Annotated in this window: 13 protein-coding genes; all 13 read left to right on the top strand. The window is 68.4% G+C overall.

Features of this window, described 5'->3' with window-relative positions; all coding sequences use genetic code 11:
• Window position 1 precedes the first annotated feature (1 nt).
• The 13 genes from rsmH to ftsA all read left to right on the top strand — a co-directional run bounded on the left by rsmH (window position 2) and on the right by ftsA (window position 15,749).
• The gene (rsmH, locus tag AC5WJ1_RS14860) at window positions 2-991 is read left to right on the top strand and encodes a 16S rRNA (cytosine(1402)-N(4))-methyltransferase RsmH (protein WP_133097987.1); all 990 of its coding nucleotides are present in this window, start codon (window positions 2-4) and stop codon (window positions 989-991) included.
• A complete protein-coding gene (ftsL, locus tag AC5WJ1_RS14855) occupies window positions 988-1,302 on the top strand; it encodes a cell division protein FtsL (RefSeq protein WP_133097988.1) in 315 nt (104 codons plus the stop codon). The genes rsmH and ftsL overlap by 4 nt, the downstream gene beginning before the upstream one ends.
• Entirely contained in the window at window positions 1,299-3,104 is a 1,806-nt protein-coding gene (locus AC5WJ1_RS14850; protein WP_133097989.1) for a peptidoglycan D,D-transpeptidase FtsI family protein, read from the top strand. The genes ftsL and AC5WJ1_RS14850 overlap by 4 nt, the downstream gene beginning before the upstream one ends.
• Window positions 3,101-4,669, top strand: a complete 1,569-nt coding sequence (locus AC5WJ1_RS14845; protein ID WP_135705979.1) for a UDP-N-acetylmuramoyl-L-alanyl-D-glutamate--2,6-diaminopimelate ligase — start codon at window positions 3,101-3,103, stop codon at window positions 4,667-4,669. The genes AC5WJ1_RS14850 and AC5WJ1_RS14845 overlap by 4 nt, the downstream gene beginning before the upstream one ends.
• On the top strand, window positions 4,666-6,078 hold the full coding sequence (locus tag AC5WJ1_RS14840; RefSeq protein WP_135705978.1) for a UDP-N-acetylmuramoyl-tripeptide--D-alanyl-D-alanine ligase: 1,413 nt from the start codon (window positions 4,666-4,668) through the stop codon (window positions 6,076-6,078). The genes AC5WJ1_RS14845 and AC5WJ1_RS14840 overlap by 4 nt, the downstream gene beginning before the upstream one ends.
• 13 nt (window positions 6,079-6,091) lie before the next feature.
• Entirely contained in the window at window positions 6,092-7,261 is a 1,170-nt protein-coding gene (mraY, locus tag AC5WJ1_RS14835; protein ID WP_133097992.1) for a phospho-N-acetylmuramoyl-pentapeptide-transferase, read from the top strand.
• A gap of 79 nt (window positions 7,262-7,340) precedes the next feature.
• Complete coding sequence (gene murD, locus AC5WJ1_RS14830; protein ID WP_133097993.1) at window positions 7,341-8,852, top strand: UDP-N-acetylmuramoyl-L-alanine--D-glutamate ligase; 1,512 nt, start codon at window positions 7,341-7,343, stop codon at window positions 8,850-8,852.
• On the top strand, window positions 8,849-10,090 hold the full coding sequence (ftsW, locus tag AC5WJ1_RS14825) for a putative lipid II flippase FtsW (RefSeq protein ID WP_133097994.1): 1,242 nt from the start codon (window positions 8,849-8,851) through the stop codon (window positions 10,088-10,090). Before murD ends, ftsW begins: the two co-directional genes overlap by 4 nt.
• The gene (gene murG / locus AC5WJ1_RS14820; protein WP_135705976.1) at window positions 10,087-11,157 is read left to right on the top strand and encodes an undecaprenyldiphospho-muramoylpentapeptide beta-N-acetylglucosaminyltransferase; all 1,071 of its coding nucleotides are present in this window, start codon (window positions 10,087-10,089) and stop codon (window positions 11,155-11,157) included. Before ftsW ends, murG begins: the two co-directional genes overlap by 4 nt.
• 21 nt (window positions 11,158-11,178) lie before the next feature.
• A complete protein-coding gene (gene murC / locus AC5WJ1_RS14815) occupies window positions 11,179-12,606 on the top strand; it encodes a UDP-N-acetylmuramate--L-alanine ligase (protein ID WP_133097996.1) in 1,428 nt (475 codons plus the stop codon).
• Window positions 12,603-13,586 (top strand): D-alanine--D-alanine ligase, encoded by a 984-nt coding sequence (locus AC5WJ1_RS14810; RefSeq protein WP_133097997.1) that lies wholly within the window; start codon window positions 12,603-12,605, stop codon window positions 13,584-13,586. The genes murC and AC5WJ1_RS14810 overlap by 4 nt, the downstream gene beginning before the upstream one ends.
• A gap of 19 nt (window positions 13,587-13,605) precedes the next feature.
• Complete coding sequence (locus AC5WJ1_RS14805) at window positions 13,606-14,520, top strand: cell division protein FtsQ/DivIB (RefSeq protein WP_133097998.1); 915 nt, start codon at window positions 13,606-13,608, stop codon at window positions 14,518-14,520.
• Window positions 14,517-15,749 (top strand): cell division protein FtsA, encoded by a 1,233-nt coding sequence (gene ftsA, locus AC5WJ1_RS14800; RefSeq protein ID WP_012353950.1) that lies wholly within the window; start codon window positions 14,517-14,519, stop codon window positions 15,747-15,749. The genes AC5WJ1_RS14805 and ftsA overlap by 4 nt, the downstream gene beginning before the upstream one ends.
• Window positions 15,750-15,815 lie beyond the last annotated feature (66 nt).

Below are 15,815 nucleotides of genomic sequence, written 5' to 3'. Positions count from 1 at the left end.
CATGAGTCCTACCGGAACGCCGGCAACCCCCGCCCTGCGCCATCGCACCGTGCTGCTGGACGAGGCCGTCGACGCCCTGGTCTGGCGCCCGGGCGGCGTCTACGTGGACGGCACCTTCGGCAGGGGAGGGCACAGCCGGGCGGTACTGGCCCGGCTGGGCCCAGACGGGGCCCTGGTCGCGTTCGACAAGGACCCAGCAGCAATCGCAGAAGCGGGCACCATCGGGGATGCCCGCTTCTCCATTGAGCACGCCAGCTTTGCGGACATGGCAGAGCGCCTGGCCGGGCGCGGCCACGTGGCCGGCGTGCTGCTCGACCTGGGGATCAGCTCGCCCCAGATCGATGAGGCGGCGAGGGGGTTTTCCTTTCGTTTCGAGGGCCCGCTGGACATGCGCATGGACACCACGCGCGGCATCACCGCCGCGCAGTGGCTGGCGCAGGCGGATGAGCAGGACATTGCCAGGGTGATACGAGACTATGGGGAAGAACGGTTTGCTGTACAGATTGCAAAGGCGATTGTTGCTCGCCGGCGCGAACCCGGCGATGGCGGACCCATCGCCACTACTGCCGACCTTGCCGCGCTCGTGGCGAAAGCCGTCAAAACACGCGAGAAGGGCCAGGACCCTGCGACCCGCACCTTTCAGGCTCTACGGATTCACGTCAATCAAGAGCTTGAGGACCTCGAAAGAGGGCTGAAGGCGGCTTATGACCTGCTGCAGGTAGGGGGACGCCTGGTGGTGATCAGCTTCCATTCGCTGGAGGACCGCATCGTCAAGCGGTTCATGGCGGCGCACGCCCGTCCCCAGCAGGATGCCGACCCGGCCCTGCGCCGCGCGCCGCTGCGCGCGGCCGACCTGCCGCAACCCACGCTGCGCCTGCTGGGCCGCTCCAAGCCCGGCGCCGAGGAAATCGCAGCCAACCCGCGCGCGCGCTCGGCCGTGATGCGTGTGGCCGAGAAACTGGCTCCGGCCGGCGGAGGTGCGCGCGCATGAACCGCCTGACCTTCTTCCTGCTGGCCGCGCTGATCCTGTGTGCGCTTTCGCTGGTGAGCGCGCAGCACCAGGCGCGCACGCTGTTCGTGGCGCTGGAGCGGGCGCAGGGGGAAGAACGCCAGCTCGACATCGACTGGGCGCGCCTGCAGTACCAGCAGAGCTCGCTTGGCAAGAGCGCGCGCATCGCCGACGCGGCGCGCGCGCAGCTGAAGATGGCGCCGGCCAACCCCGGCAAGACCCAATACCTGTCGGGCATCGTGCTGCCGCCGGCGCAGCCAGCGCCGGCCAGCGAGGCGGAGGCGCGCCAATGAGCATGGCCCGACCCAACCCGCCCGGCCGCAACGGCAGCGGCACCCCGTCGCGCCCGCGCAGCGGCCAGTTCTCGGCCAGCCCGGTGCTGGGGCTGCGCCTGCCGATGTGGCGCTCCAAGCTGGTGGTGTTCCTGATGTTCGCGGCCTTTGTCGCGCTGGCGCTGCGCGCCGCATGGATCCAGGGTCCGGGCAACCAGTTCTATGAGGCCGAGGGCAAGAAGCGCTTCCAGCGCACGCTGGAGCTGCCGGCCACGCGCGGCAAGATCCTCGACCGCAACGGCCTGGTGCTGGCCACCAGCCTGCCGGTCAAGGCGATCTGGGCGGTGCCCGAGGACGTGCCCAACCAGGTCGAGCTGGCCAAGATCCGCCAGCTGGCCAAGCTGCTCGGCATGTCCGAGAAAGACCTCGGCAAGAAGCTGTCGGAAGACAAGGGCTTTGTCTACCTGAAGCGCCAGGTGCTGCCCGACGTCGCCGACAAGATCGCCGCGCTCAAGATCGACGGCATCCACCAGACCCGCGAGTACAAGCGCTTCTACCCGGAAGGCGAGGCGATGGCGCATATCGTGGGCTTCACCAACGTCGAGGACCGCGGCCAGGAAGGCGTGGAGCTGGCGCGCGAGACCGGGCTGGCCGGCCGCGCCGGCGCGCGCCAGGTGATCAAGGACCGCCTCGGCCGCGTGGTCGAGGATATCGGCATCCTGAAGACTCCGCGCGACGGCGAGGACATCCAGCTGTCGATCGACGCCAAGATCCAGTACCTGGCCTACAACGAACTGAAGGCCGTGGTCGAGAAGCACAAGGCCAAGGCCGCCAGCGCGGTGGTGCTCGACGCCCAGACCGGCGAGGTGCTGGCGCTGGCCAACTGGCCCACCTACAACCCCAACGACCGCACCCGGCTGTCCGGCGAGCAGCTGCGCAACCGCGTGCTGACCGACACCTTCGAGCCCGGCTCAATGATGAAGCCGATCACCGTGGGGCTGGCGCTGCAGCTCAAGCGCGTGACGCCATCGACGGTGATCACTACCACCGGCAAGTACCAGTTCGAAGGCGCCACCATCACCGATACCCACAACTACGGCGCGCTCACCGTCACCGGCGTGATACAGAAGTCGTCCAATATCGGCACGACCAAGATCGCGATGCTGATGAAGCCGCAGGAGATGTGGGACATGTACACCAGCATCGGCCTGGGCCAGGCGCCCAAGATCGGCTTCCCCGGCGCGGTGGCGGGGCGCGTGCGCCCGTTCAAGAGCTGGCGTCCGATCGAGCAGGCCACCATGTCGTACGGCTACGGCCTGTCGGTGTCGCTGTTCCAGATGGCGCATGCCTACACCATCTTTGCGCACGACGGGGAGCTGATCCCGGTCACCATGTTCCGCACCAACGGCCCGGCCACCGGCGAGCGCATCCTGTCGCCGCAGGTGGCGCGCGACGTGCGCGCCATGATGGAAACCGTGACCGCGCCCGGCGGCACCGCGCCCGAGGCGCAGGTGATGGGCTACCGCGTCGGCGGCAAGACCGGCACCGCCTACAAGCACGAAGGCCGCGGCTACAACCGCAGCAAGTACCGCGCCTCGTTCATCGGCCTGGCGCCGATGTCCAACCCGCGCATCATCGTCGCCGTCAGCGTCGACGAGCCCACCGCCGGCAGCCACTATGGCGGCCTGGTAGCCGGCCCGGCGTTCGCCGCCATCACCGGCGGCACGCTGCGCGCACTGAATGTCCAGCCCGATTCGCCGATCCGCCAGCTGGTGGTCAGCGACAAGGTGCCGGAAAGCGAACCGTGGACTGCGACCCAATGACGGCCAAGCCCCTGCTCCCGCTCGAGGTGACCACCCAGGCCAGCAACGCGCTGGCCTGGCTGCGTACCAACGTGGCCGCTTCGGCGCAGCTGACCGGCGATAGCCGCCGGCTGGCGCACGGCGACGTGTTCTTCGCCTACGTGCTCGGCAACGAGCGCCTGACCACCGATGGGCGGCCGTATATCCAGCAGGCCATCGCGGCCGGCGCCGGCGCCATCGTCTATGAGGCCGACGGCTTCGACTGGCCGTTTGGCGATGTCGTGCCCCACCTGGCGCTCAGCAACCTGCATCAGCTTGCCGGCCCGATCGCCGCCGGCTGGCACGGCAATCCGGTGCGCGGCCTGGCCGTGACCGGCATCACCGGCACCAACGGCAAGACCTCGTGCAGCCAGTGGCTGGCGCGCGTGCTGCAGGCCGCGGGCACGCCATGCGCGACCGTCGGCACGCTCGGCACCGGTTTCCCCGGCGCCCTGCAGGCGACCGGCTTCACCACGCCCGACGCGGTGCAGCTGCAGGCCAGCCTGGCGGCGCTGCACGATGCCGGCGCGCGTGCCGTGGCGATGGAAGTGTCCTCGCACGGCCTCGAGCAGGAGCGCGTCGCCGGCACGCATTTCTCGGTGGCGGTGCTGACCAACCTGACGCAGGACCACCTCGACTACCACGGCTCGATGGCCGAGTACGAGGCTGCCAAGGAGCGCCTGTTCCGCTGGGACGGCCTGCGCACCGCGGTGGTCAACCGCGACGACGCCATGGGCCAGCGGCTGCTGGCCGCGGACGCGGCCGCGATCGCCGCGCCGCACGTGATCGAATACGGCATCGACGGGCCCGGCGCCGCCACGGTGCGCCGCCCGCGCGGCGAATGGCTGCGCGCCACCAACGTGCGCGCCACGCCCAACGGCACCGCTTTCCATATCGACGGCAACTTCGGCAGCGCCGAGATGTCCACGCCCATGATCGGCGCCTTCAACGTCAGCAACCTGCTGGCGGTGCTGGGCGCGGCGCTGGCCAACGGCGTGGCGTGGGATGCGGCCCTGGCCGCGCTGCGCGCGCTGACGCCGGTCGAGGGCCGCATGGAACTGTTCGGCGCCAACGGTGGCGATGCCGCGCTGGGCCCGCTCGCCGTGGTCGACTATGCCCACACCCCCGACGCGCTGGAACAGACGCTGGCCGCGCTGCGCCCGGTGGCGCAGGCGCGCCATGGCCGCCTGTGGTGCGTGTTCGGCTGCGGCGGCGACCGCGACCCAATCAAGCGCCCGCTGATGGGCGCAGTGGCCGAACGACTGGCCGACGACGTCATCCTGACCAGCGACAACCCGCGCAGCGAGGACCCGCAGGACATCCTTGACGCGATCTCCGACGGCATGGCGGACCGCGCGCGCGGCCGCCAGATCGAGGACCGCGCCGCGGCCATTCTCTACGCCATCAAGCATGCGGCCCCGGCCGACGTGGTGCTGGTGGCAGGCAAGGGCCACGAGGCCACCCAGGAGATCCAGGGGCGCAAGCGCCCGTTCTCCGACCGCGAGCATGTCCGCCTGGCGCTTGCCACCCGTGGAGTATCGGCATGAGCCAGACCACCATGACTACCTTGCAGGACGCCGCCGGCTGGATCGCCGGCGCGCGCGTTTGTGGCGACGGCGCCGTTGCGTTCTCGCGCGTGCAGACCGACAGCCGTACCGTCGAGCCCGGCGACCTGTTCGTCGCGCTGAAGGGCGAGCGCTTCGATGCGCATGATTTCATCGCCGACGTGGTGGCCAAGGGCGCCGCTGCGGTGCTGGTGAGCCGCGACGCGGCTACCAGCAACTATGCCGGCGTGCCGGCCATCGTCGCCCCCGACACCCGCATCGCGCTGGGCGAGCTGGGCGCCGGCTGGCGCCGCCGGTTCACGCTGCCCGCGGTGGCGGTGACCGGCAGCAACGGCAAGACCACGGTCAAGGAAATGATCGCGGCGATCTTCTCCGCGGCGGTGGGCGAGGACCAGCGCCTGGCCACCGGCGGCAACCTGAACAACGACATCGGCCTGCCGTTGACGGTGCTGCGCCTGCGCGCCACGCACAAGCTGGCGGTGCTGGAGCTCGGCATGAACCATCCGGGCGAGACCGTCTACCTGGCCGGCATCGCCCAGCCCACCGTGGCGGTCATCACCAACGCGCAGCGCGAGCACCAGGAATTCATGGTCAGCGTGGAAGCCGTGGCGCACGAACACGCGGCCGCGCTGGCGGCGCTGCCGGCGGACGGCGTGGCGGTGTTCCCGCTCGACGAGGAAAGCGGCGGTGCCTTTGCGCCGGTCTGGCGCGAGGCCGCCGGTGCGCGCCGCGCGCTGTCGTTCGGCACCTCGCAGCGCGCGGATGTGCACGCCACCATGGCACTGGTCGACGGCGCGCAGGTGATGCAGGTGCGCGCGCCGGGCCATGCGTTTGAAGTCAGGCTCGCGCTGCTGGGCGAGCACAACGTGCGCAACGCGCTGGCGGCTATCGCCTGCGCGCTGGCCGCGGGCGTGCACGTGCCGGCGATCCAGGCGGGGCTGGCCGGCTTCCAGGCGGTCAAGGGCCGTCTGCAGGTGAAGTACACACCGGGCGGCACGGTGGTCATCGACGACACCTACAACGCCAACCCCGATTCCATGCGCGCCGCCATCGACGTGCTGGCCGGCTTCGCCGCGCCGCGCGTGCTGGTGCTGGGCGACATGGGCGAGGTCGGCGACCAGGGGCCGGCGTTCCACGAAGAAATCGGCGCCTACGCGCAGGCGCGCGGCGTCGACACGCTGTGGGGCACCGGCGAGCTGGCCGTGCACGCGGTGCGTGCGTTCGGCGCCAATGGCCGCCATTTCGGCAGCGCGGAGGACCTGGCAAAGGCCCTGGAGGAAGACAGCGGGGGCATGGTGGCGCAAGCCGGCGCCGTGCTGGTGAAGGGATCGCGCTTCATGCGCATGGAACGGATGGTCGCTGCGCTGGTCGCAGACACTTCCGCACATTAACGAAGACAACACGATGTTATTGGCTCTGGCCCAGTGGCTGCAAAACGACTACAGCTTCCTCCGGGTCGTCAACTACCTGACTTTCCGCGCGGTGATGGCCAACCTCACCGCGCTGCTGATCGGCCTGACGTTCGGGCCGTGGGTGATCCGCAAGCTGACCGAGCTGAAGGTCGGCCAGGCGGTGCGCACCATCGGCCCGCAGACGCACCTGGTCAAGTCCGGCACGCCGACCATGGGCGGCGTGCTGGTGCTGGTGTCGATTGCCGTCTCGACGCTGCTTTGGTGCGACTGGGGCAACCGCTTTATCTGGGTGGTGATGCTGGTCACCTTCGGCTACGGCGCCATCGGCTGGGTCGACGACTACCGCAAGGTGGTCTATCGCGATCCGCGCGGCATGTCGAGCCGCGAAAAGTTTTTCTGGCAGACGCTGATCGGCCTGGTGGCCGCGGTCTACCTGGCGTTCTCGGTGTCCGAAAGCAGCAACGTGCGGGTCTGGGAGCTGTTCCTGAACTGGGTCGAGGGCGGGCTGTCGCTCGACATGCCGTACAAGTCCAACCTGATCGTGCCCTTCTTCAAGGAGATCAGCTACCCGCTGGGCGTGGCCGGCTTCATCGTGCTGACCTACCTGGTGATCGTGGGCTCGAGCAACGCCGTGAACCTGACCGACGGCCTGGACGGCCTGGTGATCATGCCGGTGGTGCTGGTGGGCGGCGGGCTGGGCGTGTTTGCCTACGTGATGGGCAACGCGGTCTACAGCAAGTACCTGCTGTTCCCGCATATCCCGGGCGCGGGGGAGCTGCTGATCTTCTGTTCCGCGCTGGGCGGGGCAGGGCTGGCTTTCCTCTGGTTCAACGCGCATCCGGCGCAGGTGTTCATGGGCGACGTGGGCGCGCTGGCGCTGGGCGGCGCGCTGGGCACGGTGGCGGTGATCGTGCGCCAGGAGATCGTGCTGTTCGTGATGGGCGGCATCTTCGTGGTCGAAACGCTGTCGGTGATGGCGCAGGTCACGTGGTTCAAGATCACCAAGCGCCGTTTTGGCGAGGGCAGGCGGCTGTTCCGGATGGCGCCGCTGCACCACCATTTCGAGCTGGGCGGCTGGAAGGAAACGCAGGTCACGGTGCGCTTCTGGATCATCACCATGCTGCTGGTGCTGATCGGATTGTCGACGCTGAAGCTGCGCTAGGGGTGTTGGTGGTTGCGCCGATGGTCAGAACCGCGGCGCTCTCTATATAGAAACAGGAAACCAAAGGCAGGAAATCGAAGTGTTTGGCGAGCTGCAGAAACCTCATGTGCTGGTACTAGGCCTCGGCGAATCGGGGCTGGCCATGGCGCGCTGGTGTGGCCTGAACGGCTGCGCGGTGCGCGTGGCCGACACGCGCGAGGCGCCCGCCAACCTTGTCTTCCTGCAGGCCGAGCTGACTTCGGCCGGGTTCGTGGGCGGGCCGTTCTCGGAAAGCCTGCTCGACGGTATCGGCCTGGTGGCGATCAGCCCCGGGCTGTCGCCGCTGGACGCCGGCACCGGAGCGCTTCTGGCCGCCGCGCAGGCGCGCGGCATCCCGGTGTGGGGCGAGATCGAGCTGTTCGTGCGCGCGCTCAGGCACCTGGAGGCCGAATCCGGCTACGCGCCGAAGCTGCTCGCGATCACCGGCACCAATGGCAAGACCACCACCACGGCACTGACCGGCCGGCTGGTCGAGCGCGCCGGCAAGACCGTGGCAGTGGCGGGCAATATCAGCCCGTCGGCGCTGGACAAGCTGTCGGCGTGCATCGCCTCGGCCACGCTGCCGGAGGTGTGGGTGCTGGAACTCTCCAGCTTCCAGCTGGAAACCACGCATACGCTGGCGCCGGATGCGGCCACCGTGCTCAACGTGAGCCAGGACCATCTTGACTGGCACGGCTCGATGGAAGCCTACGCTGCCTCCAAGGCGCGCATCTTCGGGCCCGCCGGCAGCGAGTGCGTGCAGGTGCTGAACCGCAATGACCGGCTCACGCTGGACATGGCGCGGGCGGGCCGCAAGCCGGTGACCTTCGGCATCGATCTGCCGGAAGTGCCGGGCAGCTTCGGCATCCTGCGCGAGGGCGGCATGCCCTGGCTGGTGCTGGCCGAACCCGATTCGGAAGCGGAAGGGGAGGGCAAGCCGCGCCGCCGCAAGGCCGCCGAAGCTACCGAGGAAGCCGTGCCGGTGCGCCACAAGCGCCTGATGCCGGCCGATGCGCTGCATATCCGTGGCATGCACAACGCCACCAACGCCATGGCGGCGCTGGCGCTGTGCCGTGCCATCGACCTGCCGATGAACGCGTTGCTGCATGGCCTGCGCGAGTATCGCGGCGAGCCGCACCGCGTGGAGTGGGTCGCCACCATCGATGACGTCGAGTATTTCGACGACAGCAAGGGCACCAATGTCGGCGCCACCGTGGCCGCGCTGTCCGGGCTGGACAAGCGCGTGGTGCTGATCGCGGGCGGCGAAGGCAAGGGCCAGGATTTCTCGCCGCTGGCCGCGCCGGTGGCGCAATACGCACGCGCCGTGGTGCTGATCGGCCGGGCCGCGGGAGAGTTGCGCGATGCCCTGCAGGGCAGCGGCTCGACCCTGGCCGATGCCGCCACGCTGGAAGAAGCCGTGACCAAGGCAACCGAACTGGCCGAGCGCGGCGACGTCGTGCTGCTTTCGCCGGCCTGCGCCAGCCTCGACATGTTCCGCAACTACGTGCACCGCGCCGAGGTATTCCGCGCCGCGGTGGAAGAACTGGCCCTGTCCCGGGGGATCCTGCCATGAGTGAGGCACAGGTCAAGCGCAGCGGTTTCATCGGCGCCACCATCGGCAACGCCTGGGGTGGCCTGCGTGACGCGGTTTCGGGCGTCAAGCCCACGCGTTCGCGCATGATGGAGTACGACCAGCCCCTGCTGTGGGTCGCGATCGTGCTGCTCGCGCTCGGCCTGGTGATGGTCTTTTCGGCCTCGATCGCGCTGCCGGATTCGCCGCGCTACGCCAACTACCGCGAAAGCCATTTCCTGGTGCGGCATGCGTTCGCGCTGTTTATCGGACTGTCGGTCGGGCTGGTGGCGTTCCAGGTGCCGGTGAAGGTGTGGGACCGGTATGCGCCCAAGCTCTTTATCGTCGCGCTGATCCTGCTGGTGATCGTGCTGGTGCCGTTCGTCGGCAAGGGCGTGAACGGCGCGCGCCGGTGGATCCCGCTGGGCGTGATGAATTTCCAGCCGTCGGAACTGATGAAGCTGGCAGTGGTGCTGTACGCCGCCAACTACACCGTGCGCAAGCAGGAGTGGATGCAGACCGTGTCCAAGGGCTTCCTGCCGATGGGCGTGGCGGTAGTGGTGGTCGGCATGCTGCTGCTGCTCGAGCCCGACATGGGCGCGTTCCTGGTGATCGCGGCGGTGGCGATGGGCATCCTGTTCCTGGGCGGCATCAACGGCAAGCTGTTCGCCGGGCTGGTCGGCGTGGCGGTGGGCGCGTTCGCGCTGCTGATCACGGCGTCCCCATGGCGGCGCGAGCGGATCTTTGCCTACCTGAGCCCGTGGGAAGAGAGCAACGCGCTGGGCAAGGCCTACCAGCTCACGCATTCGCTGATTGCCTTCGGCCGCGGCGAGTGGACCGGGGTCGGGCTGGGCGGCAGCATCGAGAAGCTGCACTACCTGCCCGAGGCGCATACCGACTTCATCCTTGCGGTAATCGGCGAGGAGTTTGGCTTTGTCGGCGTGCTGGTGGTGATCGTGCTGTTCTACTGGCTGGTGCGCCGCGCCTTCAATATCGGCCGCACCGCGCTGCAGCTCGACCGCACCTTTGCCGGACTGGTGGCCAAGGGCATCGGCGTGTGGATCGGCTGGCAGACCTTTATCAACATGGGCGTGAACCTGGGGCTGCTGCCGACCAAGGGGCTGACGCTGCCGCTGGTGAGCTATGGCGGGTCGGGGATTCTGATGAACTGCGTGGCGTTGGCGATCCTGCTGCGCATTGACTATGAAAACCGTGTGTTGATGCGCGGAGGCAAGGTATGACCGCACCGCGCACCCTGCTCGTGATGGCCGGCGGCACCGGGGGGCATGTGTTCCCGGGGCTGGCGGTCGCGCATGCGTTGCGCGAGCAGGGCTGGAACATCGTCTGGCTGGGCAACCGCACCGGCATGGAAGCCACGCTGGTGCCCAAGCACGGCATCCCGATGGAATACATCCAGTTCGGCGGCCTGCGTGGCAAGGGGCTGGTGACCAAGTTCCTGCTGCCGCTGAACCTGCTGCGCGCGTTCTGGCAGAGCATCGGCGCGCTGCGCCGGGTAAAGCCGAACGTGGTGCTGGGCATGGGCGGGTACATCACCTTCCCGGCCGGCATGATGGCCTCGCTGCTGGGCCGCCCGCTGGTGCTGCACGAGCAGAACTCGATCGCCGGCCTGGCCAACAAGGTGCTGGCCAAGGTGGCCGACCGCGTGCTGTGCGCGTTCCCGGACACGCTGCCCGGCGGCGAATGGACCGGCAACCCGGTGCGCGAGGAACTGGCGCACCTGGATGCGCCCCAGGCGCGCTACGACCAGCGCACCGGTCCGCTGCGCATCCTGGTAGTGGGCGGCAGCCTGGGCGCCGCGGCGCTGAACGAGGTGGTGCCGAAGGCGATCGCGCTGCTGCCGGAAAGCGAGCGCCCGGTGGTGACGCACCAGGCGGGCGCGAAGCAGATCGACACGCTGCGCGCCAACTATGCGGCGGCACAGGTGCCGGCGCAGACCCTGCCGTTCATCGACGACATGGCGCGCGCCTATGCCGATGCGGATCTCGTGATCTGCCGCGCCGGCGCGATGACGGTGTCGGAAGTGGCCGCGGCGGGCGTGGCGGCGCTGTTCGTGCCGTTCCCGCACGCAGTGGACGATCACCAGACCACCAACGCAAAGTTCTTATCCAGCCAGGGCGCGGCCCTGCTGGTGCAGCAACAAGACCTGACGGCCGGGGGCCTGGCGCAGACCATCGCCAGCCTGACCCGGCCGCAGCTGAAAGACATGGCGCGCCTGGCGCGCGGACTAGCCAAGCCTGAGGCAACCCGGCGCGTCGCCGAGGTGTGCAGCCAGCTGGCCAGGGACTGAAGTGAGCGAAGCAGCAATCCAATGAAGCATATCGTCAAAAACATCCACTTCGTGGGGATCGGCGGGGCCGGCATGAGCGGCATCGCCGAGGTCCTGCTGAACCTGGGCTACAAGGTCTCGGGTTCCGACGTGGGCAGCAATGCCGCCACGCGGCGCCTGGCCTCGCTCGGCGCCACGGTCATGCACGGGCATGACGCGGCCAACGTGACCGGCGCCAACGCCGTGGTGGTGTCGACCGCGGTCAGCGGCGACAACCCCGAGGTGCTGGCCGCCCGCAGCAAGCGCATCCCGGTGGTGCCGCGCGCGGTAATGCTGGCCGAGCTGATGCGCCTGAAGCAGGGCGTGGCCATCGCCGGCACGCACGGCAAGACCACCACCACCAGCCTGGTGGCATCGGTGCTGGCCGAAGGCGGGCTGGATCCCACCTTCGTCATCGGCGGCCGGCTCAACTCCGCCGGCGCCAACGCGCGCCTGGGCACCGGCGACTTCATCGTGGCCGAGGCGGATGAATCCGACGCATCGTTCCTGAACCTGTTCCCGGTCATCGAGGTCATCACCAATATCGATGCCGACCACATGGACACCTACGGGCACGACTTTGCCCGGCTCAAGCAGGCGTTCATCGAATTCACGCAGCGCCTGCCGTTCTACGGCATTGCCGTGCTGTGCGTCGACGACCCCAACGTGCGCGAGATCCTGCCGTTCGTGTCCAAGCCGGTGGTGCGCTACGGGTTTGCCGAAGACGCGCAGATCCGCGCCGTGGACGCGCGCGCGGTCGACGGCCAGATGCACTTCACCGTGCTGCGCCAGCTCAACGGCCATACCGAGCCGCCGCTGGAAATCGTGCTGAACCTGCCCGGCATGCACAACGTGCAGAACGCGCTGGCGGCGATCGCCATCGCGACCGAGCTGGAAGTGCCCGACGCCGCCATCGTCAAGGCGCTGCGCGAGTTCCACGGCGTGGGCCGCCGCTTCCAGCGCTACGGCGAAGTGGCCACCACCGACGGTGCCGGCACCTTCACGCTGGTGGACGACTACGGCCACCACCCGGTGGAAATGGCCGCCACGCTTGCCGCGGCGCGCGGCGCGTTCCCGGGCCGCCGCCTGGTGCTGGCGTTCCAGCCGCACCGATTCACCCGTACGCGGGATTGCTTTGAAGACTTCGTCAAAGTGCTGGGCACTGTCGATGCCCTGCTGCTGTCCGAGGTCTATGCCGCCGGCGAGACCCCGATCGTGGCCGCCGACGGCCGTGCGCTGACCCGCGCGTTGCGCGTGGCCGGCAAGGTAGAACCTGTTTTCGTGGAGCAGATGGAAGAGATGCCGCAGGCCATCCTGAATGCTGTCCGGCCCGGCGATGTGGTCGTGACGATGGGCGCCGGCTCGATCGGCGGCGTGCCGGGGCAGCTGGTGTCGCACCAGCAGACGCAACAGTCGGGAGGCCAGCAATGAGCTTCGTCGCCCATCCCAATATCGATCCCAAGTCGCTGGGCAAGGTCGGCGTGCTGTTCGGCGGCCGCTCGGCCGAGCGCGAGATCTCGCTGATGTCGGGCAGCGGCGTGCTGGCCGCGCTGCAGTCGCGCGGCGTCGACGCGCATGGCTTCGATCCCGGCCTGCAAGGCGTGGCCGAGCTGGCCGCGGCCAAGTTCGACCGCGTCTTTATCGCGCTGCACGGCCGCTATGGCGAAGACGGCACCATCCAGGGCCTGCTGGAACAACTGGGCGTGCCCTACACCGGCAGCGGCGTGCTGGCCTCGGCGCTGGCGATGGACAAGCAGGCCACCAAGCGCCTGTGGACCACGCATGACCTGCCCACGCCGCGTTTCGCGATGCTGCATGCCGATACGGATTTCGACGCGGTGGTCGCCGACCTGGGCCTGCCGCTGATCGTCAAGCCGGCGCGCGAAGGCTCGTCGATCGGCCTGACCAAGGTGACGGCGGCCGGGCAGATGCGCGAGGCGTTCGAGAAGGCCGAGGCGCTGGACAACGACGTCATCGCCGAGACTTTCATCGACGGCGCCGAGCTGACCTGCCCGATCGTGGGCGAGGGCGATACCGCCGAAGCGCTGCCGGTGATCCGCATCGTCGCGCCCGAAGCGAACTACGACTATCAAAATAAGTACTTTACTGACGATACCCAATACTTGTGTCCGTCAGGACTGGACCCCGAAGTCGAGAAGGAAGTCCAGGCGCTGGCGGTGCAGTCCTATCGCGTGCTGGGCTGCCGCGGCTGGGCGCGCGCCGACGTGATGCTGCGCGCCGACGGCAAGCCTTTCCTGCTCGAGATGAATACCTCGCCCGGCATGACCGGCCACTCGCTGGTGCCGATGGCGGCGCGCGCGGCCGGCATCAGCTACGAGGACTTCGTGCTGCAGGTGGTGGCCGCCGCGACGCTGGACCTGCACCCGAACGAGCACTGGAAGCCCGAATAACAGAGAACCCGCCTGGACCATGTGGCATAACGCACGCCTGCTCAACCTGATCGCCACCACGCTCTATGCCGTGGTGGCGCTGATGGCGCTCGCGGCCGGCCTGCTGTGGCTGGCGCAGCGGCCGGTGTTTGCCATCACCCACGTGGAGATCGCGCCGATGGACGGCGGTGCGCTGCGCCACGTGAACGCCCCCAGCGTGCGTGCCAGCGCGCTGGGCAAGCTGTCGGGCAACTTCTTCACGCTTGACCTGAACGCGGCACGGCAGGCGTTCGAGTCGGTGCCCTGGGTGCGGCGCGCCAGCGTGCGGCGCGAGTGGCCAAACGGCCTGGCTGTGGAGGTCGAGGAACACGAGGCGCTGGGTACCTGGGGCTCGCCGGAGAGCGGGCGCCTGCTCAATACCTACGGCGAGATCTTCGTGGCCAACACCGCCGAGGCGGAAGAAGACGCACAGTTGCTGGCGCTGGACGGTCCTCCGGACAGCGAGGGCGACGTGATCGAGAAGCTCGAGGTCATGCGCCAGTGGTTCAAGCCGCTGCATACCGAGCCGCTGGCGGTGACGCTGTCGGGCCGCTATGCCTGGCGCGCCAGGCTGTCCAACGGCATGGTGGTCGAGCTTGGCCGCGAGCAGAACGATGAAGACCGCACTGCGATGGACCAGCGGGTCAGGCGTTTCGTCGCTGCATGGCCGCAGGTCACCGAGCAGTGGGGCAAGCAGATCGACTACGCCGACCTGCGTTATCCCAATGGTTTTGCCATCCGCGCCGCCAATGCCCGCTTCCTGACCGAGGCGCAGATCGCTGCGGCGGTGCGGGCCGAGAAGGCGGAGCGGGCGGCGAAGGCGGCCCGGGCTACGCAGGCAGCGGCAGCGGTTTCCGGTACTTCCAACAACAATCCGACGCGACTGAAGAGCAAGAACGCGGAGAAAACCCGATGAGCAAGGAATACAAGGACCTGTTGGTCGGTCTCGATATCGGCACCTCGAAGGTGGCGGCGGTGGTCGCAGAACTGCGCCCCGACGGCAGCTACGAGGTGATCGGGATGGGCCAGTCGGAGTCCAAGGGTCTGAAGAAAGGGGTCGTGGTCAATATCGAGGCCACCGTGCAGTCGATCCAGAAAGCACTGGAAGAGGCTGAGCTGATGGCCGACTGCAAGATCTCGGAGGTCTTTACCGGCATTGCCGGCAGCCATATCCGCAGCTTCAACTCCAGCGGCATGGTGGCAATCAAGGACAAGGAGGTCACGCAGACCGACGTGGCGCGCGTGATCGAGACCGCCAAGGCGGTCAATATCCCGACCGACCAGCAGATCCTGCACATCCTGACGCAGGAATTCATCATCGACGGCCAGGAAGACGTGCGCGAGCCCATCGGCATGAGCGGCATCCGCCTGGAAGTGAAGGTGCATATCGTCACCGGCGCCGTCAGCGCCGCGCAGAACATCGTCAAGTGCGTGCGCCGCTGCGGCCTGGAAGTGCATGACCTGATCCTGCAGCCGCTGGCCTCGAGCCTGGCGGTGCTGACCGAGGACGAGAAGGAACTGGGCGTGGTGCTGGTCGACATCGGCGGCGGCACCACCGACATCGCCATCTTCAGCGAAGGCGCGATCCGCCATACGGCCGTGATCCCCATCGCCGGCGACCAGATCACCAACGACATCGCCATGGCGCTGCGCACGCCCACGCCGGACGCCGAGGACATCAAGATCCAGTACGGCATCGCCAAGCAGGCGATCGCCGATCCGGAAGACATGATCGAGGTGCCGGGCGTGGGCGACCGCGGCACGCGCACGCTCAGCCGCCAGGCGCTGGCCGCGGTGATCGAGCCGCGCATCGAAGAGCTGTACTCGCTGGTGCACCAGGTGGTGCGCGAGTCGGGCTATGAAGAACTGTTGTCGTCCGGCGTGGTCATCACCGGTGGTACCGCGATGATGCCGGGCATGGTCGAGCTGGGCGAGGACATCTTCCTCAAGCCCGTGCGCGTGGGCGTGCCGGAGTACCGCGGCAACCTGCACGAGGTGGTGAAGAGCCCGCGCTATGCGACGGTGATGGGCCTGCTGCTGGAAGGCCGCGTGCAACGGATGCGCGGGCGCAAGGTGGCGGTGCAGAGCGGGTCGGTCAAGCAGGTCTGGACCCGCATGAAGGAATGGTTCGTCGGCAATTTCTGATCGATGCGGAAATTGCCGGGCTGAAGATGCGACGGCGCGCGCAAGGTCTTGTCTACCGGACAGCCG

The sequence above is a fragment of the Cupriavidus sp. MEYA8 genome (assembly GCF_059278825.1).
The sequence above is the reverse complement of the archived record's forward strand: the minus strand, read 5'-3'. Positions and strand labels throughout refer to the sequence as shown.

Bases quoted from the DNA above. Each gene is read 5' to 3' on its own strand.
- ftsL (WP_133097988.1), top strand. From the start codon at position 988: ATGAACCGCCTGACCTTCTTCCTGCTGGCCGCGCTGATCCTGTGTGCG.
- AC5WJ1_RS14810 (WP_133097997.1), top strand. From the start codon at position 12,603: ATGAGCTTCGTCGCCCATCCCAATATCGATCCCAAGTCGCTGGGCAAG.
- AC5WJ1_RS14845 (WP_135705979.1), top strand. From the start codon at position 3,101: ATGACGGCCAAGCCCCTGCTCCCGCTCGAGGTGACCACCCAGGCCAGC.
- AC5WJ1_RS14850 (WP_133097989.1), top strand. From the start codon at position 1,299: ATGAGCATGGCCCGACCCAACCCGCCCGGCCGCAACGGCAGCGGCACC.
- mraY (WP_133097992.1), top strand. From the start codon at position 6,092: ATGTTATTGGCTCTGGCCCAGTGGCTGCAAAACGACTACAGCTTCCTC.
- rsmH (WP_133097987.1), top strand. From the start codon at position 2: ATGAGTCCTACCGGAACGCCGGCAACCCCCGCCCTGCGCCATCGCACC.
- murC (WP_133097996.1), top strand. From the start codon at position 11,179: ATGAAGCATATCGTCAAAAACATCCACTTCGTGGGGATCGGCGGGGCC.
- AC5WJ1_RS14805 (WP_133097998.1), top strand. From the start codon at position 13,606: ATGTGGCATAACGCACGCCTGCTCAACCTGATCGCCACCACGCTCTAT.
- ftsW (WP_133097994.1), top strand. From the start codon at position 8,849: ATGAGTGAGGCACAGGTCAAGCGCAGCGGTTTCATCGGCGCCACCATC.
- ftsA (WP_012353950.1), top strand. From the start codon at position 14,517: ATGAGCAAGGAATACAAGGACCTGTTGGTCGGTCTCGATATCGGCACC.
- AC5WJ1_RS14840 (WP_135705978.1), top strand. From the start codon at position 4,666: ATGAGCCAGACCACCATGACTACCTTGCAGGACGCCGCCGGCTGGATC.
- murG (WP_135705976.1), top strand. From the start codon at position 10,087: ATGACCGCACCGCGCACCCTGCTCGTGATGGCCGGCGGCACCGGGGGG.